This is a genomic window from Aminobacter sp. P9b (assembly GCF_045345995.1).
Taxonomy (GTDB): domain Bacteria; phylum Pseudomonadota; class Alphaproteobacteria; order Rhizobiales; family Rhizobiaceae; genus Aminobacter; species Aminobacter niigataensis.
On sequence record NZ_CP150082.1, the window covers coordinates 2941370 to 2958689 of the forward strand.

The 17320-nt window shown below is 64.4% G+C and carries 15 protein-coding genes; 11 read left to right on the plus strand and 4 right to left on the minus strand.

From position 1 onward, the window contains the following. Positions 1-56: 56 nt before the first annotated feature. From WHT83_RS14430 to WHT83_RS14455, 6 genes are all read left to right on the plus strand, one after another. On the plus strand, positions 57-530 hold the full coding sequence (locus WHT83_RS14430) for a hypothetical protein (RefSeq protein ID WP_318761903.1): 474 nt from the start codon (positions 57-59) through the stop codon (positions 528-530). 101 nt (positions 531-631) lie between these two features. Then, positions 632-880, plus strand: a complete 249-nt coding sequence (locus WHT83_RS14435; protein ID WP_108608392.1) for a ParB N-terminal domain-containing protein — start codon at positions 632-634, stop codon at positions 878-880. Positions 881-966: 86 nt separating this feature from the next. Continuing rightward, entirely contained in the window at positions 967-1437 is a 471-nt protein-coding gene (locus WHT83_RS14440; RefSeq protein WP_406871546.1) for an SRPBCC family protein, read from the plus strand. A gap of 300 nt (positions 1438-1737) precedes the next feature. After that, positions 1738-2670 carry an alpha/beta fold hydrolase gene (locus tag WHT83_RS14445; RefSeq protein ID WP_406871547.1) on the plus strand — a complete coding sequence of 311 codons (933 nt, stop codon included), beginning with the start codon at positions 1738-1740 and terminating at the stop codon, positions 2668-2670. Between the two features lie 276 nt (positions 2671-2946). Then, entirely contained in the window at positions 2947-3411 is a 465-nt protein-coding gene (locus WHT83_RS14450) for an aminoacyl-tRNA deacylase (protein WP_055970666.1), read from the plus strand. A gap of 148 nt (positions 3412-3559) precedes the next feature. After that, positions 3560-3790: a hypothetical protein gene (locus WHT83_RS14455; RefSeq protein WP_108608388.1), complete on the plus strand. Its 231-nt coding sequence runs from the start codon at positions 3560-3562 to the stop codon at positions 3788-3790. Positions 3791-3847: 57 nt separating this feature from the next. Here the strand turns inward: WHT83_RS14455 and WHT83_RS14460 are convergent, their stop codons facing one another. Further along, positions 3848-4639 (minus strand): DeoR/GlpR family DNA-binding transcription regulator, encoded by a 792-nt coding sequence (locus tag WHT83_RS14460; protein WP_406871548.1) that lies wholly within the window; start codon positions 4637-4639, stop codon positions 3848-3850. A 231-nt stretch (positions 4640-4870) separates the two neighbouring features. On the opposite strand from WHT83_RS14460, the gene WHT83_RS14465 reads away from it, so the two are divergent. Continuing rightward, positions 4871-8164, plus strand: a complete 3294-nt coding sequence (locus WHT83_RS14465; RefSeq protein WP_406871549.1) for an autotransporter domain-containing protein — start codon at positions 4871-4873, stop codon at positions 8162-8164. 126 nt (positions 8165-8290) lie between these two features. Here WHT83_RS14465 and WHT83_RS14470 read toward each other — a convergent pair whose 3' ends face one another. Further along, positions 8291-9184 carry a LysR family transcriptional regulator gene (locus WHT83_RS14470; RefSeq protein ID WP_406871550.1) on the minus strand — a complete coding sequence of 298 codons (894 nt, stop codon included), beginning with the start codon at positions 9182-9184 and terminating at the stop codon, positions 8291-8293. Positions 9185-9201: 17 nt separating this feature from the next. Then, positions 9202-10176, minus strand: a complete 975-nt coding sequence (locus WHT83_RS14475; RefSeq protein WP_406873986.1) for a YeiH family protein — start codon at positions 10174-10176, stop codon at positions 9202-9204. A 301-nt stretch (positions 10177-10477) separates the two neighbouring features. Here WHT83_RS14475 and WHT83_RS14480 point away from each other — a divergent pair, with 301 nt between their 5' ends. From WHT83_RS14480 to WHT83_RS14495, 4 genes are all read left to right on the plus strand, one after another. Beyond that, on the plus strand, positions 10478-11371 hold the full coding sequence (locus WHT83_RS14480) for a DMT family transporter (RefSeq protein ID WP_406871551.1): 894 nt from the start codon (positions 10478-10480) through the stop codon (positions 11369-11371). A gap of 148 nt (positions 11372-11519) precedes the next feature. Beyond that, a complete protein-coding gene (locus tag WHT83_RS14485) occupies positions 11520-11981 on the plus strand; it encodes an acyl-CoA thioesterase (RefSeq protein ID WP_406873987.1) in 462 nt (153 codons plus the stop codon). A gap of 431 nt (positions 11982-12412) precedes the next feature. Next, positions 12413-12700 carry a GIY-YIG nuclease family protein gene (locus tag WHT83_RS14490; protein WP_183261675.1) on the plus strand — a complete coding sequence of 96 codons (288 nt, stop codon included), beginning with the start codon at positions 12413-12415 and terminating at the stop codon, positions 12698-12700. A gap of 264 nt (positions 12701-12964) precedes the next feature. Continuing rightward, positions 12965-13183, plus strand: coding sequence for a GIY-YIG nuclease family protein (locus WHT83_RS14495; protein ID WP_108608382.1), 219 nt, complete (start codon positions 12965-12967; stop codon positions 13181-13183). 57 nt (positions 13184-13240) lie between these two features. On the opposite strand, the gene WHT83_RS14500 is transcribed toward WHT83_RS14495, so the two are convergent. After that, positions 13241-17029 (minus strand): vitamin B12-dependent ribonucleotide reductase, encoded by a 3789-nt coding sequence (locus WHT83_RS14500; protein WP_406871552.1) that lies wholly within the window; start codon positions 17027-17029, stop codon positions 13241-13243. Positions 17030-17320 lie beyond the last annotated feature (291 nt).

A 17320-nucleotide genomic window follows, 5' to 3' on the forward strand; every position in this document is an offset into this window, starting at 1 on the left:
CCCCTATGGTTCTGCCGGATATTGCGTATCATTTGTTTTCGTGCGGAGGGCCTTGCATGGGCACCGGGATCAATCGGGACTTTGCTTCGTTGCTCGATGATCTGTTTGTTGCGTCCGAGCCAGGCGACGTTGCGCCCGCGCCGACGATCCCTTTCGACTATCTTGCGGTTGCAGACGAGCTGCATTCGGGCCGCATCCGCGTCGCCGGCGAGACGGTTGCCGCCGAGTACCGCGAAGCAGGGGCCGCGCTGGAAGACGAGTTCGTGTCGCTGCTCGACATGGTCAAGGCCAAGGCGGTTGCGGTCGAGGAGCCCGAGGCGCCGTCGATCGACCCAGAAGTGATTGCCGCCGAATTGGGGCTGGCCGATGCCAAGCCCGCCGATCTCGCCAAGATGCGCCGCATCTTTGCGCTGGCCAACCATCCCGACCGGGTGGCGCCGCACCTGCGCCAGCGCGCCATGGTGCGCATGCAACTGGCCAACATGATGATCGATGACGCCAAGCGGCGTACCGCCAAGAAAAGGAGCTGACGCCGCAGGGCGATCGGCTTGATGCCGCCGGCGGCTGCCTTGGCCGGCTCAGCAAAACACCCTATCTACGAGGAGCTGTACTTCCACAGCCGGAAGCCACCATGCTCAGAGTCCAGAAGATACCGCTCAACGACATCTATGTGCCTGCCGCGCGCAAGAAGACGCTGCATCCCGAAACCGTGCGGCATCTCGCCGAGGACATCGTCGAGAACGGCATGAAGACGCCGATCCAGGTGCGCCACGACGGCAAGCGTTACGTGCTGGTCGAAGGCCTGCACCGGCTCGAAGCGGCGCGCTGGCTGGGCGAGACGTCGATCGATTCCTATCTGGTCCAGGCGCGCAAACACTAGCCGCCGAATTTTTGCATCGAACTGTCGGTGCGGCCCGCTGTGCTTCGTCCTTGCTTCGAAAGCCAAATTCATCAGGAGACGACGACATGAATGCTAGTGCCAACGACCGCGAGCTGGTGCTCACCCGCATCATCGATGCCCCTCGCGAAAAGCTCTATCGCTGCTGGACCGATGCCGAATTGCTGCCGAAATGGTTTGCGCCGCTGCCCTGGACGACGGCCAGTGCCAGGCTAGACGTGCGCGCCGGCGGCACCAGCGCTATCACCATGCGCAGCCCCGAGGGCGTCGATTATCCCAGCTCCGGCGTCTATCTCGAAGTCGTGCCGAACGAGAAGCTGGTCTTCACCGATGCCTTCACCGAAGCTTGGCTGCCGTCGGAAAAGCCGTTCATGGCGGCGACCGTGACCTTCGAGAATGTCGGCGGCGGCAAGACAAAATACACCGCCATTGCCAGGCATTGGACGGTCGAGGATCGCGAGGCTCATGAAAAGATGGGCTTTCACGAGGGCTGGGGCCAGTGCGCCGACCAGCTCGAGGCTTTGGCGAAGACGCTCTGAGGGGGGCCTTTCCTTCTCCCCTGTGGGAGAAGGTGCCCCCAAGGGGCGGATGAGGGGTGCTGGACGGAGTGCAGCGCTTCAGATTTTTCACCATCCAGAGTTTCCTTCTGCCTCTCATTCCTTCCAACACCCCTCATCCGACCTCGCTTCGCTCGGCCACCTTCTCCCGCAAGGGGGAAGGCAGGTAAGTCAGGCGCGTCCTCATCCGTGGAAAATTTCTCTACCAATGTCGGCGTCCCGTCATCCCGTTCGTCCTAGGAGCAACGGGTCGCAAGACCTGGCGAGAGAAGGGACGAGGACATGAACAAGCGCAGTTTCATCACCATGCTGGCGGCGGCGGCACTCGCGGTTGTAACCGGAGGGTCGGCCATGGCTGAGACGACTAAATCTACGGCTGCCGGCGCCAAGACCGGACATGCCGAGATCAACGGCGTGAAATACTATTACGAGATCCGCGGCGAGGGCGAGCCGTTACTGCTGCTCCATGGCGGACTAGGCTCGATCGACATGTTCGGACCGGTGCTGCCGGCGTTGTCGAAGGGCCGGCAGGTGATCGCGGTCGACCTCTACGGCCATGGCCGAACCGCACTTACCGAGCGCAAGATGAGCCATGTCGACATGGGCGACGACATGGCCGGCCTGCTGAAGACGCTCGGCTACGGCAAGACCGACGCCATGGGCTATTCGATGGGCGCCGGTGTGGCCTTCCGCCTTGCCGTGCAGCATCCAGACGCGGTTCGCAGGCTTGTGCTGGTATCGGCGGGCTTTGCCCAGGACGGCTTCTATCCCGAGATGCTGCCGATGCAGGCCCAGGTGGGTGCTGCCATGGCCGAGATGATGAAGCCGACGCCGATGTACCAGGCCTATGCGGCGGTGGCGCCGAAGGTCGAGGATTTCCCCAAGCTGCTCGACAGGATGGGCGAGATGATGCGCACGCCCTATGACTGGGCCGACGACGTCAGGACGCTGAAGATGCCGGTCATGCTGGTCTATGGCGACAGCGACATGTACCGGCCGGAGCACATCGTGAAATTCTACCAGCTGCTCGGCGGCGGCTTGAAGGATGCCGGCTGGATGCGCGAGACCATGGCGCAGAACCGCCTGGCGATCATCCCCAACCGGACCCACTACGATGTCTTCTTCGCGCCCGAACTGGCAGCGATGGCGCTGCCCTTCCTCAACGGCGAGACCAAGGTGAAAACCTGGGACGAGCAGGTCAAGGCAGCGCAGTAGGCGAGGGCGCCGCAAGCCCGGCCGACACAGTCGCCGCGCGCTTCGAAATGGGGCGCGCGGCGGTCTCTTTTGTTGCTGTCGGCGGCCGCGCAGTGTATCTTTCCCGCGCGTTCGAAATACCCCAGTTGGGGCCTCGAAACTTCGGCATACCGGCAAACCGGCAATGAGTTGGCCATGGCGGGATCGGACTGTCCGATACCATCGCTTGGGTGCCAGCCGCCTGCTCCGCCTGTTCCGGTCCATAGCGTCCGATGTACGCCCACCGGAGGAACGGTCATGGCTATCTCATTGACAATGCAAGAATATCTGGAGGACAATCACATCCGCTACGACGCCGCCAAACATGCGCGGACCGGCTGCTCGATGATGACTGCCGAGGCGAGCCACGTGCCCGGCAATGCCCTTGCCAAGGGTGTGGTGCTGAGATGGGAGGACGGCTATGTGCTCGCCGTGCTGCCGGCCTCGCGCCATGTCGACCTCGCCAGGATGCGCGAGATCATCGGCGACAAGGTGCGGCTCGCCACCGAAGAGGAGGCAAGCTCGCTGTTTCCCGACTGTGACGAGGGGGCTGTCCCGATCCTCGGCGTACCCTACAGGGTGGCTTGCGTGGTCGATGAGCAGCTGCGCCGCGGCAGCGACGTCTATTTCGAGGGCGGCGACCACCGCACGCTGGTGCATGTCTCCGGCGACGAGTTTTCGCGCCTGATGTATGGCATGCCGCAGGCCCGCATCAGCTGGTAGCAAGCGCAATACGCAAATCCGGCGAGGCGGCCACCTCCAATGGTCGCCAGCCGACGAAAAGCCCGTTTCGTGTCACGCAACCGCCATTTGCCGGTCACGGTTCGGGATTATGTTGTGTCTAGTCTATTGGTCACGAACGGAGGCGACTATGGGCGATCAGCCGGAACTGACGCTTGAGGAACTGTTGCACGACCCGATCATCCTGAAGCTCATGGAGCGTGACGGATACAGCGCCGACGACATCCGCATGCTCGCACGGCATGCCGTGGCAGGTACCCAGGGATGGGAAAGCGTGTCGTCCAGTGCAAGCGCCCGCCGGAAGAGCAGGCTGTTTCGCCCGATGCCGTCGGCCTGCGCGACGCTGCCGCTGTGCCCCTAGGGCCATTCAGGCCCTAGACCAGGCCATTTCCGAAAGGACGCCGCTCTATCTCAACGCCTAGACGCGGATTTCGACGCCACTGTCGCGCAGCTTGTTGAGCAAGCGCTCTTCGGGCAGCGTATCGGTGACGAGCGTGTGGATGTCGCACAACGAACCGAGCCGGACGAGCGCGCGGCGGCCGAATTTTGAGCTGTCGACGGCCATGATGGTGCGTCCGGCCTGGCCCATCGCGGCGCAGACTGCGGCGACCTCGGCATGGTCGTCGTCGCCGATGTCGCCGTCCTGGTCGACACCGCTGACCGAAATGACGGCGACGTCGAACTTGAACCTCCTGATATAGTCTGATGTCTCCTCGCGGAACACGCCGCCGTCGACCTGGCGGACGAAGCCGCCGGGGACGGCTATGGCGAAATTGGTGCTTTCGCTGAGCGTCGTGGCGACGCGCAGCGAGTAGGTGACGACGCGCAGGTCGCGGCGGCCGATCAGCGCCCGCGCCACCGCCTCGCAGGTGGTGCCGGTGTCGATGAACACGGCAGCGCCGTCTGGGATGAGTTCGGCGGCGAGGCGGCCGATCTTTTCCTTCTGCGCGGCATTGTCGACCCGACGCTGGCGCAGCACCGACGGCTCGACCGGTGTCGAAATGGTAGCTCCGCCGTGCAGGCGGCGCACCTTGCCGTCTTGTTCGAGAGCCATGATGTCGCGACGCGCGGTCTGTGTCGTTACCCCGTAAAGCGTGGTGATCTCCTCGATCGAGACGTAGTGGTTTTTCTCCAGATAGCTCAAGAGCTGGGCCTGGCGCCTCGATTTCTTGTCGTCCTTGTCCATGCCGGGTCCGTTCGTTCTGGCCATCTGCGATCCGGTCTCCACAATCCTAGCTAGCAAATTCGTATGCCGGGTTCATCCGGCATCTCGGTGTCGTGCGCGGGGTTTTGGGACTGTACCCAGGAATGTTGTAAAAGTGACATCTACCGAAACTAATGTCCGAATCCGTACTTTTCAGTGACCGCAACATGTCATTCGCACGCCAGCCCTGGCGGTTTTGTGACAATGCGCGGTCGCGTCGCACACAGGAGTTACGCGATGACGACTTTCCAACATGGCGCCGAGGATGCGCCTGCCCAAACCCGCCCCAACAGGCGTCTGCGCGCCGCAGCAGCCGCGCTGCTGTGCGGCACGGCATTGGCCGTCTCGGCGGTTGCCGCACAGGCGGCCGAGGATTCGATCCGGATCCTGACGCTCAACACCTGGCTCGACAGGTTCAAGGCCAATCCGAGCGTGATGTCGGAGTTCTTCATCAAGGGCAATTACGATGTCCTGACCTTCCAGGAACTTCAGGCCAACAGTACCTATGTGCGCGACATTCCCGGGATTCTGAGCGGAGCCGGACTTGGCACCTTCGGCAAGCGCCAGGACGGCGACGTCGGTGTGTTCTCGCGCCTGCCGGGCACGTACGGCGCCAACAAGATCGGCGACACCGCCACCTACACCTTGCTCGACGCCACTTCGAGCCGGCCGCAGAGCTACGTCGCGACGACTCACCTGAATTACTACGATCCCTCGACCAACCGCATCAATGAAGCCAAGGGGCTGAACCAGTGGGCGGCCTCGACGACGGCTCCGATCATCATGACCGGTGACTTCAACGCCGGCGACGTCTCGGAACGCGGCCTGCACTCGATCAGCCAGCAGGAGCGGCTGCTCAGGATCTACACCAAGAACCCAACCAACGCGTTCTATCTCGACCTGCTGAAGCAGTATGCCAAGGATCAGCCGCAGCTCGACGCCTTCATCGCCCAGTGGAAGGGCAAGGGAAATGCGGCGATCGACGGTGCGCCGATCCCTGCGGGCCTGTTCGCCGACGAGATGTATCCGGTCGCCGGCAACCTGCCGCAGACCATGAACATCCTTAAGAAGCAGTACCAGGTCCTGCAACTGCCCAACGAGCGCGAGCAGTTCTCGCCGCATGCGCTGAACGACGGGTCGGTGACCTGGCCCTCGCACGGCGAGGACGCGACCAACACCTGGGGCAGTTGGCACCGCGTCAAGATCGACCATTTCCTGGCGTCGCGGCCATTCGGCAAGTGGTGGCAGATCGACGACGACCAGAACGATCCCTATCTCGGCGTTATCACCGATGTCAGCTATGTGACAAACGCCAATGGTTCGAAGACGCCGCTCTCTGACCACGAGCCGGTGGCGCACAATGTGCGCTGGGTCGGGCCGCAGCTCGAAACCTATGACGACAACGGCACCGCCAGGACGCGCGTCGTCTGGGGCAAGGACGCCTCGACCTTCGCCGAGCGCGGCAAGGAGTTTTTCCTCTCGCGCAACAACATGCGCGACGACGTCTATCTCGGCCAGATCTCCGACGCCAACGGCCTGCCGATCCTGGCCGGACTGACGGAGGCCGAGAAGAAGACGCTGCTCGACTGCAAGAGCACCGATGCGCGCTTCCAGCAGGCGATTGTCGACTACTGCATCGACGACCATACTTTCATCGGCGAACTCAAGGTCGCCGACGGCGGTACCGTCGTCGTAGAGGAGGACGCGGCCCTCGGCACCGAACAGGCGAAGCTCCGCCTCGATGGCGGCAGCCTCAGGATTGCCGGCACCGACATGCATGTGCTGGGCCGCAACGTCGTGCTGGAGGCAGGCGGCGGCTCGATCGACATCGCCGATGCAACCAATGTCGTCGGCATCAACAAGGAGATCGCGGGCGCGGGCAGCCTGACCAAGCTCGGCCTCGGTGCGCTGGTGCTCGACGGCACCCACAGCTACACCGGCGAGACCGTCGTCGAGGCCGGCGCGCTCTCCCTCCAGGGCTCGATCGCCTCCTCGACGCTGACGACGATCGGCGCCGGCGGCACGCTTGGCGGCATCGGCACGCTCGGCAATACGGTGGTCGCCTCCGGGGGCGTGCTGGCGCCGGGCAATTCGATCGGCACCATCAATGTCGCCGGCGACATCACCTTCGAGGCCGGCTCGAAGTTCGAGGTCGAGGCCAACGACAAGGGCGAGAGCGACAAGGTCGCAGCATCAGGCAAGGCCACCCTCCAGGGCGGCTCGGTGCTGACTTTGGCCAGCGGCAACAACTACGCGCCACAGACCAGCTACCAGATCGTCACGGCAGGCGGCGGCGTGACCGGCACCTTCGCCGACGTCAGCTCGAACCTCGCCTTCCTCGACCCGACACTGGCCTATGGCGCCAACGACGTGACGCTGACGCTCAGCCGCAACGACATCAGCTTTGCCGAGGTCGGCGCCAACGGCAACCAGAAGGCGACCGCCGCAGCCCTGGAAACCCTCGGCTTCGGCAATGCCGCCTACGCCGCGGTGGCCAATCTCGACGAGGCCGGCGCACAGCAGGCGTTTGAGCAGCTTTCGGGCGAAGTCCATGCCTCGGCCAGGGGCATGATGATGCAGGACGGCGGTGTCATGCTGGACGCAGCCACCAGCCGCATCGACCAGGCTTTTGGCGACAACGCAGCGGCCAGCATGCCTGTCATGGCTTATGGCGACGACGGGCTGGAACTGGCACCTGCCGACACCGACCGCTTCGCTTTGTGGACGCGGGCCTTCGGCTCGTGGGGCGACAGCAAGGCCGATGCCGCCAATGTCGGCTTCGACCGCAGCACCGGCGGCCTGTTGGCGGGTGGCGATGCCATGGTCGGCGACAGCTGGCGCGCCGGCGTGATCGCGGGCTACAGCCGTTCGTCATTCAATAGCGCCAATGGCGGCTCGAGCGGCAGCGCCGACAACTACCATGTCGGCATCAATGCCGGCACGCGGGCTGGTCCCTTTGGGCTGACCGTCGGCGGCGGCTACACCTGGCACCGCTTCGACACGGCGCGCCAGGTCGCTTTCGCCGGCTTCTCGGACGCGCTGTCGGCCAAGTATGATGGCGGCACAGCGCAGGTGTTCAGCGAGGCGAGCTACAAGGTCGAGGCCGGGCGCTTCACGGTCGAGGGCTTCTCCAACCTGACCTATGTCAACCTGCGCACCAATGCCTTCACCGAAACGGGCGGGGCGGCAGCGCTGTCCAGCGAAGCGTCGAGCAGCGACGTGACCTTCACCACGCTCGGCGTGCGCGGCTCGACCGAGGTGGCGCTGGGCGCAGTCGACGCCACGCTGCACGGCACGCTTGGCTGGCGCCACGCCTTCGGCGATGTCGCTGCGACCTCGTCCTTCGCCTTCGACGGCAGCGGCGGCTTCGACATCACCGGTTCAGCGATCGCCAGGGACGCGGCGGTGCTGGGTGCCGGCATCGACTTCGCCGTCGCGCCGAAGACGAGGCTCGGCATCAGCTATACCGGGCAGGTGAGCAACGGTGCTTCCGACCACGGTGTCGATGCCAAGCTGGCGGTCAGCTTCTAGGCATCGAACAGCATCCGCGGCCATGGGCCTTGGCCGCGGATGCTGGGGAAAGTATTCGCGCGTTGTTGGCGGGCGAAATGAACCGCGCCAGCGCCGTGCTGAAGTTCGGCAACTGAGCCGCTGTCGTCAGGCGCCGATTGCCGGCCGCGCCACAAGGGCAAGGAATTCGCGGGTTGCCCGCGTCGCATGACGCTCCTTGTGGCGGAGCGAAAAGAAGCGGCGCTTGGGCAGGTCGAAATCGATGGCGACCAGCGTGCCGGCCTTGAGCGAGGCTTCGGCGACGAGCCGCGACATCACGGCGACGCCGGCGCCGGCCTCGACTGCGGCCCGTACAGCCTCGTTCGACGGCAGTTCCAGCGCGATGTCGAGGCTGCCGGGCTCGATACCGCGGGCGGCGCGCACGGCCTCGAAATGCGCGCGCGTGCCCGAGCCCGGTTCGCGCAGGACCCACCGCGCCGCCTGGAGGTCGCGCGGGGTGAAGGCAGCGTTGCTGGTCCAGGGATGGCCGGGCGCCGCGACGAGTACCAGTTCGTCGTTGTCGACCGGCTCGATGGCCAGGGCCGGGTCGTCGACTTCGCCCTCGACGAAACCGAGATCGGCAATGCCGTCTCGGACCTGGGTTGCGACTGTCTCGGTGTTGCCGATGGTCACGTCGAGCTCGATGCCGGGATAGCTGGACCTGAAACGGTGGGCGATGCCGGGCAGCCAGTAGTTTGCGACCGTCTGGCTGCCGGCGAGCTTGAGCGTGCCGCGCTTGAGGCCGGCAAGATCTGCAAGCACGATCTCGGCGGAGCGGGCGCGGGCGAGCACCGCGCGCGCCTCGGACAGGAAGATCCGGCCGGCCTCGGTCAGTACGATGCGGCGGCCGACACGGTCGAAGAGCTGGGTCTGGTAGTGCGCTTCGAGTGCCGACACCGCGGCACTTGTCGCCGATTGCGTCAGGTTGAGTGCTTCGGCGGCGCGGGTGACGTGTTCGCGCTCGGCCACCGCGACGAAGATCCTGAGCTGTTCGAGGGTCACGGTGTTCCTTTCAGTCGTCAGCCCGCAAGCTTGACCAGTATCAGACTGAAAACCGCAATGAAAAGGAATGCGCCGAGGCCAAGCAGCAGGGGACGGGCGCCGCGGGCCCAGAGCCTGGCGATGTCGGTTTCGAGCCCCATGGCGGCGAGCGCGGTAGCCAGGAGGAAGGTGGTCAGCGTGACGATCCACGCCTTTGCCTCGGACGGAATGTCGATCAGGCTGTTGAGGCCGACCATGGCGACAAAGCCGAGCACGAACCAGGGCATCGGGGCAGGGGCGCCGTCCCGGGCCATGCCCGCCGACCTGGCGCGCTGCCTGGCAGCAACACCGAGCACGATCACCACCGGCGCCAGCATCATGACACGGGTGAGCTTGGACACCGTGCCGAACTCGCCGGCCTGCTGGCCGTCCTGGAAGCTTGCCGCGGCCACCTGGGCGATCTCGTGGATCGAGGCGCCGGCCCACAGGCCGTAAGCGTGAGCGTTAAGGTGGAACAGGCCGGGCAGCAGTGGATAGGCAAACATCGCCACCGAGCCGAAGACGGTGACACACGCGACCGCATAGGCGACGTCCTCGTCGGGCGCTCTGGTCACCGTGTTGGTGGCGATGACCGCCGAGGCGCCGCAGATAGAGGTGCCGGCGGCGATCAGCTCTGCAAGCTTGTGGTCGACGCCGATCGCCTTTCCCAGCCACAGCGTGAAGGCGAAGGTGGCGACGAGCGTCGTGGCGATGATGGCGATGCCCGCAGCACCCACCTCCGCGACCTGGCTCGCAGTGAGTTGCAGGCCGAGCAGGATGATGGCGAAGCGCAGCAGCCTGCGCATGGCGAAAGTCACCCCGGCCTTGGCCGCGTCCGGCGTGCCCCGGAGATTGTGGACCGCCATGCCGAGGACGATGGCGATGATCATCGGGCTGAAAGCCGAGAGGCCGGGCAGCAGCCTGAGTGCGAAGGCGATGCCGGCGATGGCCACGGTCAGCGCAACGCCGGGCAGCAGGTTGCAGCGGCTTTCATGGCGCGCCTGACGCGGGCTGATGGCGACGGCGTCTTGGGCTTCGGCTCGGGTGTGGGCGTTCATGGCTTGGTCCTTTTCAGGTACAAGCTATTGTTGCCCGTCTGATCGATCCAACGCGTAATGGCGCTTGAATCGTTCGAATGAATCGATTGGTTTTCCGGTGGCCCTGTCCAGCCCATGCCGTGCCACTGGACGAAATATCCGGCGCGTCTATAGCGGTGCAATGGATGACGCGGTCGTGTCCTTCGTCTTTTCAGTCCTCTTGCCAACCGGAACGAAGATGCCTGTTCACGAGATCGCAGCAATCGGGGCCGCGACATGCTGGGCCGTCACGGGATTGATCTCGGCCGGACCCGCCGGCTATCTCGGCGCGCCGGCTTTCAACCGCTTGCGGCAGGTCTTCGTCACCGGGCTGCTGGCGCTCTATGTGCTGTTCACCGGTACCTGGCGCGAACTCGACGCCGGCAGTGCCGGGCCCCTGCTGCTGTCCGGCCTTGTCGGCATCTTCGTCGGCGACACGCTGCTGTTTGCCGCGCTGAACCGGCTGGGGCCCCGGCGATCGGGCATCCTGTTTGCGCTGAACGCGCCGATGGCCGCCGTTCTCGGCTGGCTGATGCTGGGCGAGGACCTCGCGCCAAAAGCTGCCGCGGGTATCGGCCTGACGGTCGCAGGCGTGTTGCTGGCGATCCTGTTCGGCAAGCGCCGCGACCAGCTGCACGCCTGGGAGACGGTGAAAGGGCCGTTGTGGATCGGCGTGGCGCTCGGACTGGGGGCGGCGGCCGGCCAGGCGATCGGCTCCATCATCGCAAGGCCGGTGATGGCAACGGGCATCGACCCGTTCGTGGCGTCGATGCTGCGTGTCGGCATCGCCGCTTTTTGCCTCAGCGTACTGATCCAGCTGCCGATACCGGCCGTGAAACCGCGGGCGCCGCTGACATTCAAAGTTGCGGCACTGACGGCGTTGACCGGCATCATCGCGCTCGGCATCGGCATGACGCTGCTGTTATTTGCGCTTTCCGGCGGCAAGGTGGGCATCGTCTCGACGCTGTCGGCAACCTCGCCGGTGATCATCCTGCCCATGCTGTGGGCGCGGACCGGCGAACGCCCCGCCGGCGGCGCCTGGGCCGGGGCGGCACTGGTCGTCGCCGGCATGGCGTTGATCTTCATGCGCTGACGGGAGCGCTGGGTTTCTGCCATGCGGCACCGGCTGAAACTGGCGTTCCAACCGCATCCCGGATAGCGTCGCATCACATCGAATGCTGTACCGACATCGTCAGGGGAAGGGTCCATAGGTGGAAGACAGGGACACGCGCCGGCTCGAGATGGTCGTGCTGATGACGCCCGAGATGGCGAATTTCAGCGGCAAGGTGCATGGCGGTGCCTTGCTCAATATCCTCGACCGCGTCGCCTTTTCATGCGCCTCGCGCTATTCCAACAAATACGCGGTCACGCTGTCGGTTGACCAGGTGGTGTTCAGGGAGCCGATCAATGTCGGCGAACTGGTCACCTTCCGGGCGTCGGTCAATTTTGCCGGCCGCACCTCGATGGAAATCGGCATCCATGTCGAAGCCGAAAACATCCGCTCCGGCCAGCGTCGCCACACCAATTCCTGCTATTTCACCATGGTGGCGGTGGACGAAGACGGCCGCCCGACCGAGATTCCGGCTTTCGTGCCGGCGACCGACATCGACCGCCGCCGCCACCGCGCCGCTGAGCTGCGCCGCGAACTGCGGCGCGAGTTCGAGGCGAGATTCCGGGCCGCAGCCAATGCGGATGAGGGGTAGGGGAGACAGAGCTCAAACGGCCGCCACTTGGCACGGGCTTACCATTCGTTATGCCGGCTCATCGTTCGCTGGATCGAGCGGCCAGTTGCTCCCGCCTGTCCGCAAATCGACGGCCTTCGAAAATGGCCGCTGGCCTCCCTGCCTTCGTCATCCTCGGGCTTGACCCGAGGATCCATGCCGTGAGGCGGATGTGGTGCGGGGGGAAGGCGAGCGTTCTGGACCGCTTGGGCGTTGCCGCAAGGTCACGGCATGGATCCTAGGGTCTCCGCGACGTCGCTGCGCTCCTGCTCCGCCCTAGGATGACGAAGCGAGAGGGGGCAATCGTCGATGGTGTAAGGGGCGCGGCCGCTCCTCACCCAAGACTACATGCGTTAAGGCATCGGCAGGTGCGGAGGGCTTGCGTACAACTTTGCCGCGAGTAGGCTCCAGTCATGACCGGCTACGTCTACATGACCGCCAGCCAGAAGGGTGGCACGATCTATATCGGCGTGACCAATGACCTGGCGCGTCGTTTGCCGGAGCACAAGTCGGGTGAGGGTACAGGCTTCACCGCTCGATATGGCGTGCATCGCCTCGTTTGGTACGAGGAGCATTTCGATATCCGCGACGCCATCCAGCGCGAGAAATCGCTGAAGCGCTGGCCGCGCCAATGGAAGATCGAGTTGATCGAGACGAGCAATCCCGAGTGGCACGAGCTGTTTCGCGGACTTGGATGGTGAGGGGAATTGGTGGGAGCGGTCTCTTCCGTTTCGTCATCCTCGGGCTTGACCCGAGGATCCATGCCGTGAGCGTGAGGAATGCGGAGCGGGGCAAGAAAAGGCGAGCGTTCTGAACCGTTTGGGCGTTGCCGCAAGGTCACGGCATGGATCCTAGGGTCTCCGCGACGTCGCTTCGCTCCTGCTCCGCCCTAGGATGACGAAGGGAGGGGGCGTTCGCGCCAATCGTCGGGGAGGACTTGCGCAGGTCATGAGCGGCTACGTCACATGACTGCTAGCCAGAAGGATGGCACGATCTATGTCGGCGTGACCAATGACCTGGCCCGTCGTTTGCCGGAGCACAAGTCGGGTGAGGGTACAGGCTTCACCGCGCGATATGGTGTGCATCGGCTCGTTTGGTACGAGGAGCATATCGACATCCGCGCGTCATCCAGTGCGAGTAGTCGCGGAAGCGAGTCATTACCTGCCCAGTTACTAAAAGAGTAGGCCGCACTGTGGCGGCCTACTGTCTTTTCGCTATTACTTTACCAGTGGGACCACGCCTCAGCTGCACCCGCTCGTCGCGCCGCAGGTGTCGCACTTCTCGCAGGTGCCGTTGCGCACCATGGTGAAGTTCTGGCACTCCGAGCAGGAATTGCCGGTGTAGCCCTGCAGCATCGACTTGGCGCGGCGGTCGGCGGCGAGTTTCTTGGCCTCCGCCGCTTCCTGGGCTGCGGCGTCGGTGAACAGCGACGTCGTGACCGACGTTTCCTCGACGGTCTCCTCGGTCGTGACTTCTTCGACCAGTTCCTTGGCCCGCTCCTCGTAGTCGCGCTTGTAGGCGGTGGATTCCTCCGCCGAGATCGCCGCCTTGGGGGCGAGCGCCAGCACGTTGGAGCCGGAGAAGGCGGTCACAGGCGTCACGCGCGCCGGGCTTGCGGCAGCCGCCGAACCCTTGGGGTCGTTGCCGGCGACGCCGGAGACGACCTTGAGCGGGGAGGCGCCGCGGGTCAGGCCCTTGGAGAAGGGCAGGGCCTTGCCTTCGGTGATGCCCTTGCCGAGCGCCGTCTTGTCGAAATCCGACTGGTCGACATGGGCGAGGTCGTGGCGGCCGAGATAGGAGACGGCCAGTTCGCGGAAGACGTAGTCGAGGATCGAGGTGGCGTTCTTGATGGCGTCGTTGCCGACGACCATGCCGGCCGGCTCGAACTTGGTGAAGGTGAAGGCCTCGACATATTCGTCGAGCGGCACGCCGTACTGCAGGCCGAGCGAGATCGAGATGGCGAAATTGTTCATCATCGCGCGGAAGGCAGCGCCTTCCTTGTGCATGTCGATGAAGATCTCGCCGAGGCGGCCGTCGTCGAACTCGCCGGTGCGCAGGTAGACCTTGTGGCCGCCGACGACGGCCTTCTGGGTGTAGCCCTTGCGGCGGTTCGGCAGCTTTTCCCGCTCGCGGTAGAGCCGCTCGATGACGCGCTCGACGATCTTTTCGGTGACCTGCACCGCCTTGGCGGCGGCGGGTGCCGCGATCAGCGCCTCGACGGCATCGTCTTCGTCCTCGTCCTCGTCGGCAATCAGCGAGGCGTTCAGCGGCTGCGACAGCTTGGAGCCGTCGCGGTAGAGCGCGTTGGCCTTGAGCGCCAGCTTCCACGACAGCATGTAGGCGCTCTTGCAGTCCTCGACCGTCGCCTCGTTGGGCATGTTGATGGTCTTGGAGATGGCGCCCGAGATGAAGGGCTGGGCCGCCGCCATCATGCGGATGTGGCTCTCGACGCTGAGGTAGCGCTTGCCGATCTTGCCGCAGGGATTGGCGCAATCGAAGACGGGCAGATGCTCGTCCTTGAGGAACGGCGCGCCTTCCAGCGTCATTGCACCGCAGACATGGATGTTGGCGGCTTCGATGTCGCGCTTGGAAAAGCCGAGCGCCGGCAGCATCTCGAACGAGAGGTCGTTGAGCTGCGCCTCGGTCAGGCCGAGCACGTCCTTGCAGAAGTCTTCGCCCAGCGTCCACTTGTTGAACACGAACTTGATGTCGAAGGCGCTCTTGAGGGCCGAATTCAGCGCCTCGATCTTCTCGTCGCTGAAACCCTTGGAGCGCAGCGAACCGGGGTTGATGCCGGGCGCCTGGTTGAGGTTGCCGTGGCCGACGGCATAGGCCTCGATCTCGGCGATCTGGGCTTCGCTATAGCCGAGGGTACGCAGCGCCTCGGGCACCGCACGGTTGATGATCTTGAAGTAGCCGCCGCCGGCGAGCTTCTTGAACTTGACCAGCGCGAAGTCCGGCTCGATGCCAGTGGTGTCGCAATCCATGACCAGGCCGATCGTGCCGGTGGGCGCGATCACGGTTGCCTGGGCGTTGCGGTAGCCATGCTCCTCGCCGAGCTCGATGGCGCGGTCCCAGGTGGCGCGGGCATGGGTCACCAGTTCCTGCTGCTTGAGGTCGGACGCGACCAGCGGCACCGGATGCACCGACAGCTTCTCGTAGCCGTCCTTGTCGCCATAGGCGGCGCGGCGATGGTTGCGCATGACGCGCAGCATGTTTGCGGCGTTGCGGTCATAGTCGGGGAAGGCGCCGAGTTCGGAGGCCATCTCGGCCGAGGTGGCGTAAGCCACGCCGGTCATGATCGCCGTCAGCGCGCCGCCGATGGCGCGGCCCTCGTCGGAGTCATAGGGAATGCCGGACGTCATCAGCAGGCCGCCGATATTGGCATAGCCGAGGCCGAGCGTGCGGTACTCGTAGGAGAGCTTGGCGATCTCCTTGGACGGGAACTGCGCCATCATCACCGAGATTTCGAGCACGACGGTCCACAGGCGCACCGTGTGCTCGTAGGCCGCGATGTCGATGGTGCCGTCGGTGTTGCGGTAGGGCAGCAGGTTGATCGAGGCGAGGTTGCAGGCCGTGTCGTCGAGGAACATGTATTCCGAGCACGGGTTCGACGCACGGATGGCGCCTGCGGAGGCGCAGGTGTGCCAGTCGTTCATCGTGGTGTTGAAGTGCAGGCCGGGATCTGCCGAGGCCCAGGCGGCGTAGCCGATCTTTTCCCACAGATCGCGCGCCTTGAGCGTCTTCATCACCTTGCCGTCCTTGCGGGCGGTCAGGTGCCATTCGCCGTCGCCCTCGACAGCGCGCAGGAAGTCGTCCTTGAGCGAGACCGAATTGTTCGAGTTCTGCCCCGAGACGGTGAGATAGGCCTCCGAATCCCAGTCGGTGTCGTAGGTCTTGAACTCGATCGAGCTGTAGCCTTGCTTGGCGAACTGGATGACGCGGTAGATGTAGTTCTCCGGCACCGCGTTCTTCTTGGCGGCCTTGATCTCGCGCTTGAGCGCGGTGTTGACGGCCGGGTCGAAGCAGTCGTCATCCTGGCCTTCGCAGTTGACGCAGGCCGCCATGATCTTGCTGAGGTGCTGGCGCACGATCTTGGAACCGGTGACGAGGGCCGCCACCTTCTGCTCTTCCTTCACCTTCCAGTCGATATAGGCCTCGATATCGGGATGGTCGGCGTCGACCACCACCATCTTGGCCGCACGGCGGGTGGTGCCGCCCGACTTGATGGCGCCCGCAGCACGGTCGCCGATCTTGAGGAAGCTCATCAGGCCGGACGAACGGCCGCCGCCGGACAGCTTTTCGCCTTCGCCGCGCAGGTGGCTGAAGTTCGAGCCGGTGCCCGAGCCGTATTTGAACAGGCGCGCCTCGCGCACCCACAGGTCCATGATGCCGCCCTCGTTGACGAGGTCGTCGGCGACCGACTGGATGAAGCAGGCATGCGGCTGCGGGTGTTCGTAGGCCGACTTCGACTTGGTCAGCTTGCCGGTGAAGGGGTCGACATAGAAGTGGCCCTGGCCAGGACCGTCGATGCCATAGGCCCAGTGCAGGCCGGTGTTGAACCACTGCGGCGAGTTCGGCGCCACGCGCTGGGTGGCGAGCATGTAGGACAACTCGTCCTTGAAGGCGCGGGCGTCGTCTTCGCTCTTGAAGTAGCCGCCCTTCCAGCCCCAATAGGTCCAGGTGCCGGCGAGACGGTCGAAGACCTGGCGGGCGTCGATCTCGGAGCCGTAGCGTTCGTTTTCGGGCAGCTTGGCAAGTTCGGCCTCGTCGGGAACCGAACGCCACAGGAAGGAAGGAACGTCGTTCTCCTCGACCTTCTTCAGACGGGCGGGCACGCCGGCCTTGCGGAAATACTTCTGCGCCAGGATGTCGGCCGCGACCTGGGAGAACTGCGCCGGCACATCGATGTTGTCGAGCCGGAAGACCACCGAGCCGTCCGGATTCTTGATCTCGGAGAGCGCCTTGCGGAACTCGATCTCCGCATAGGCCGATTGTCCATCCTTGGTGAAACGCCGCTCGATGCGCATCGGTCGATTTCCTTTTGTCTATATATAGCGTCTTTCGCGGGAAATTTCCCATTGCTGAAACGAAAGACGCAATGCCGATCTTGCCGGCCGCCCGAACGACCGGTCACCATTGCCGAAGAAGCCGCCGCCAGACCGGAAATCCTCCTTGCGGAGCGCCTTCCCGTCAGCCTGCGGACCGCTTCGGGTCCTTGAAACTGAAACTTTGTTGCGATTCCCTCGCTGAGGGAGAACTCACACTATCTAGCGTCCAGGCTGCCTGCAAACACTAAATATAGTGTTAACAGAAGATTT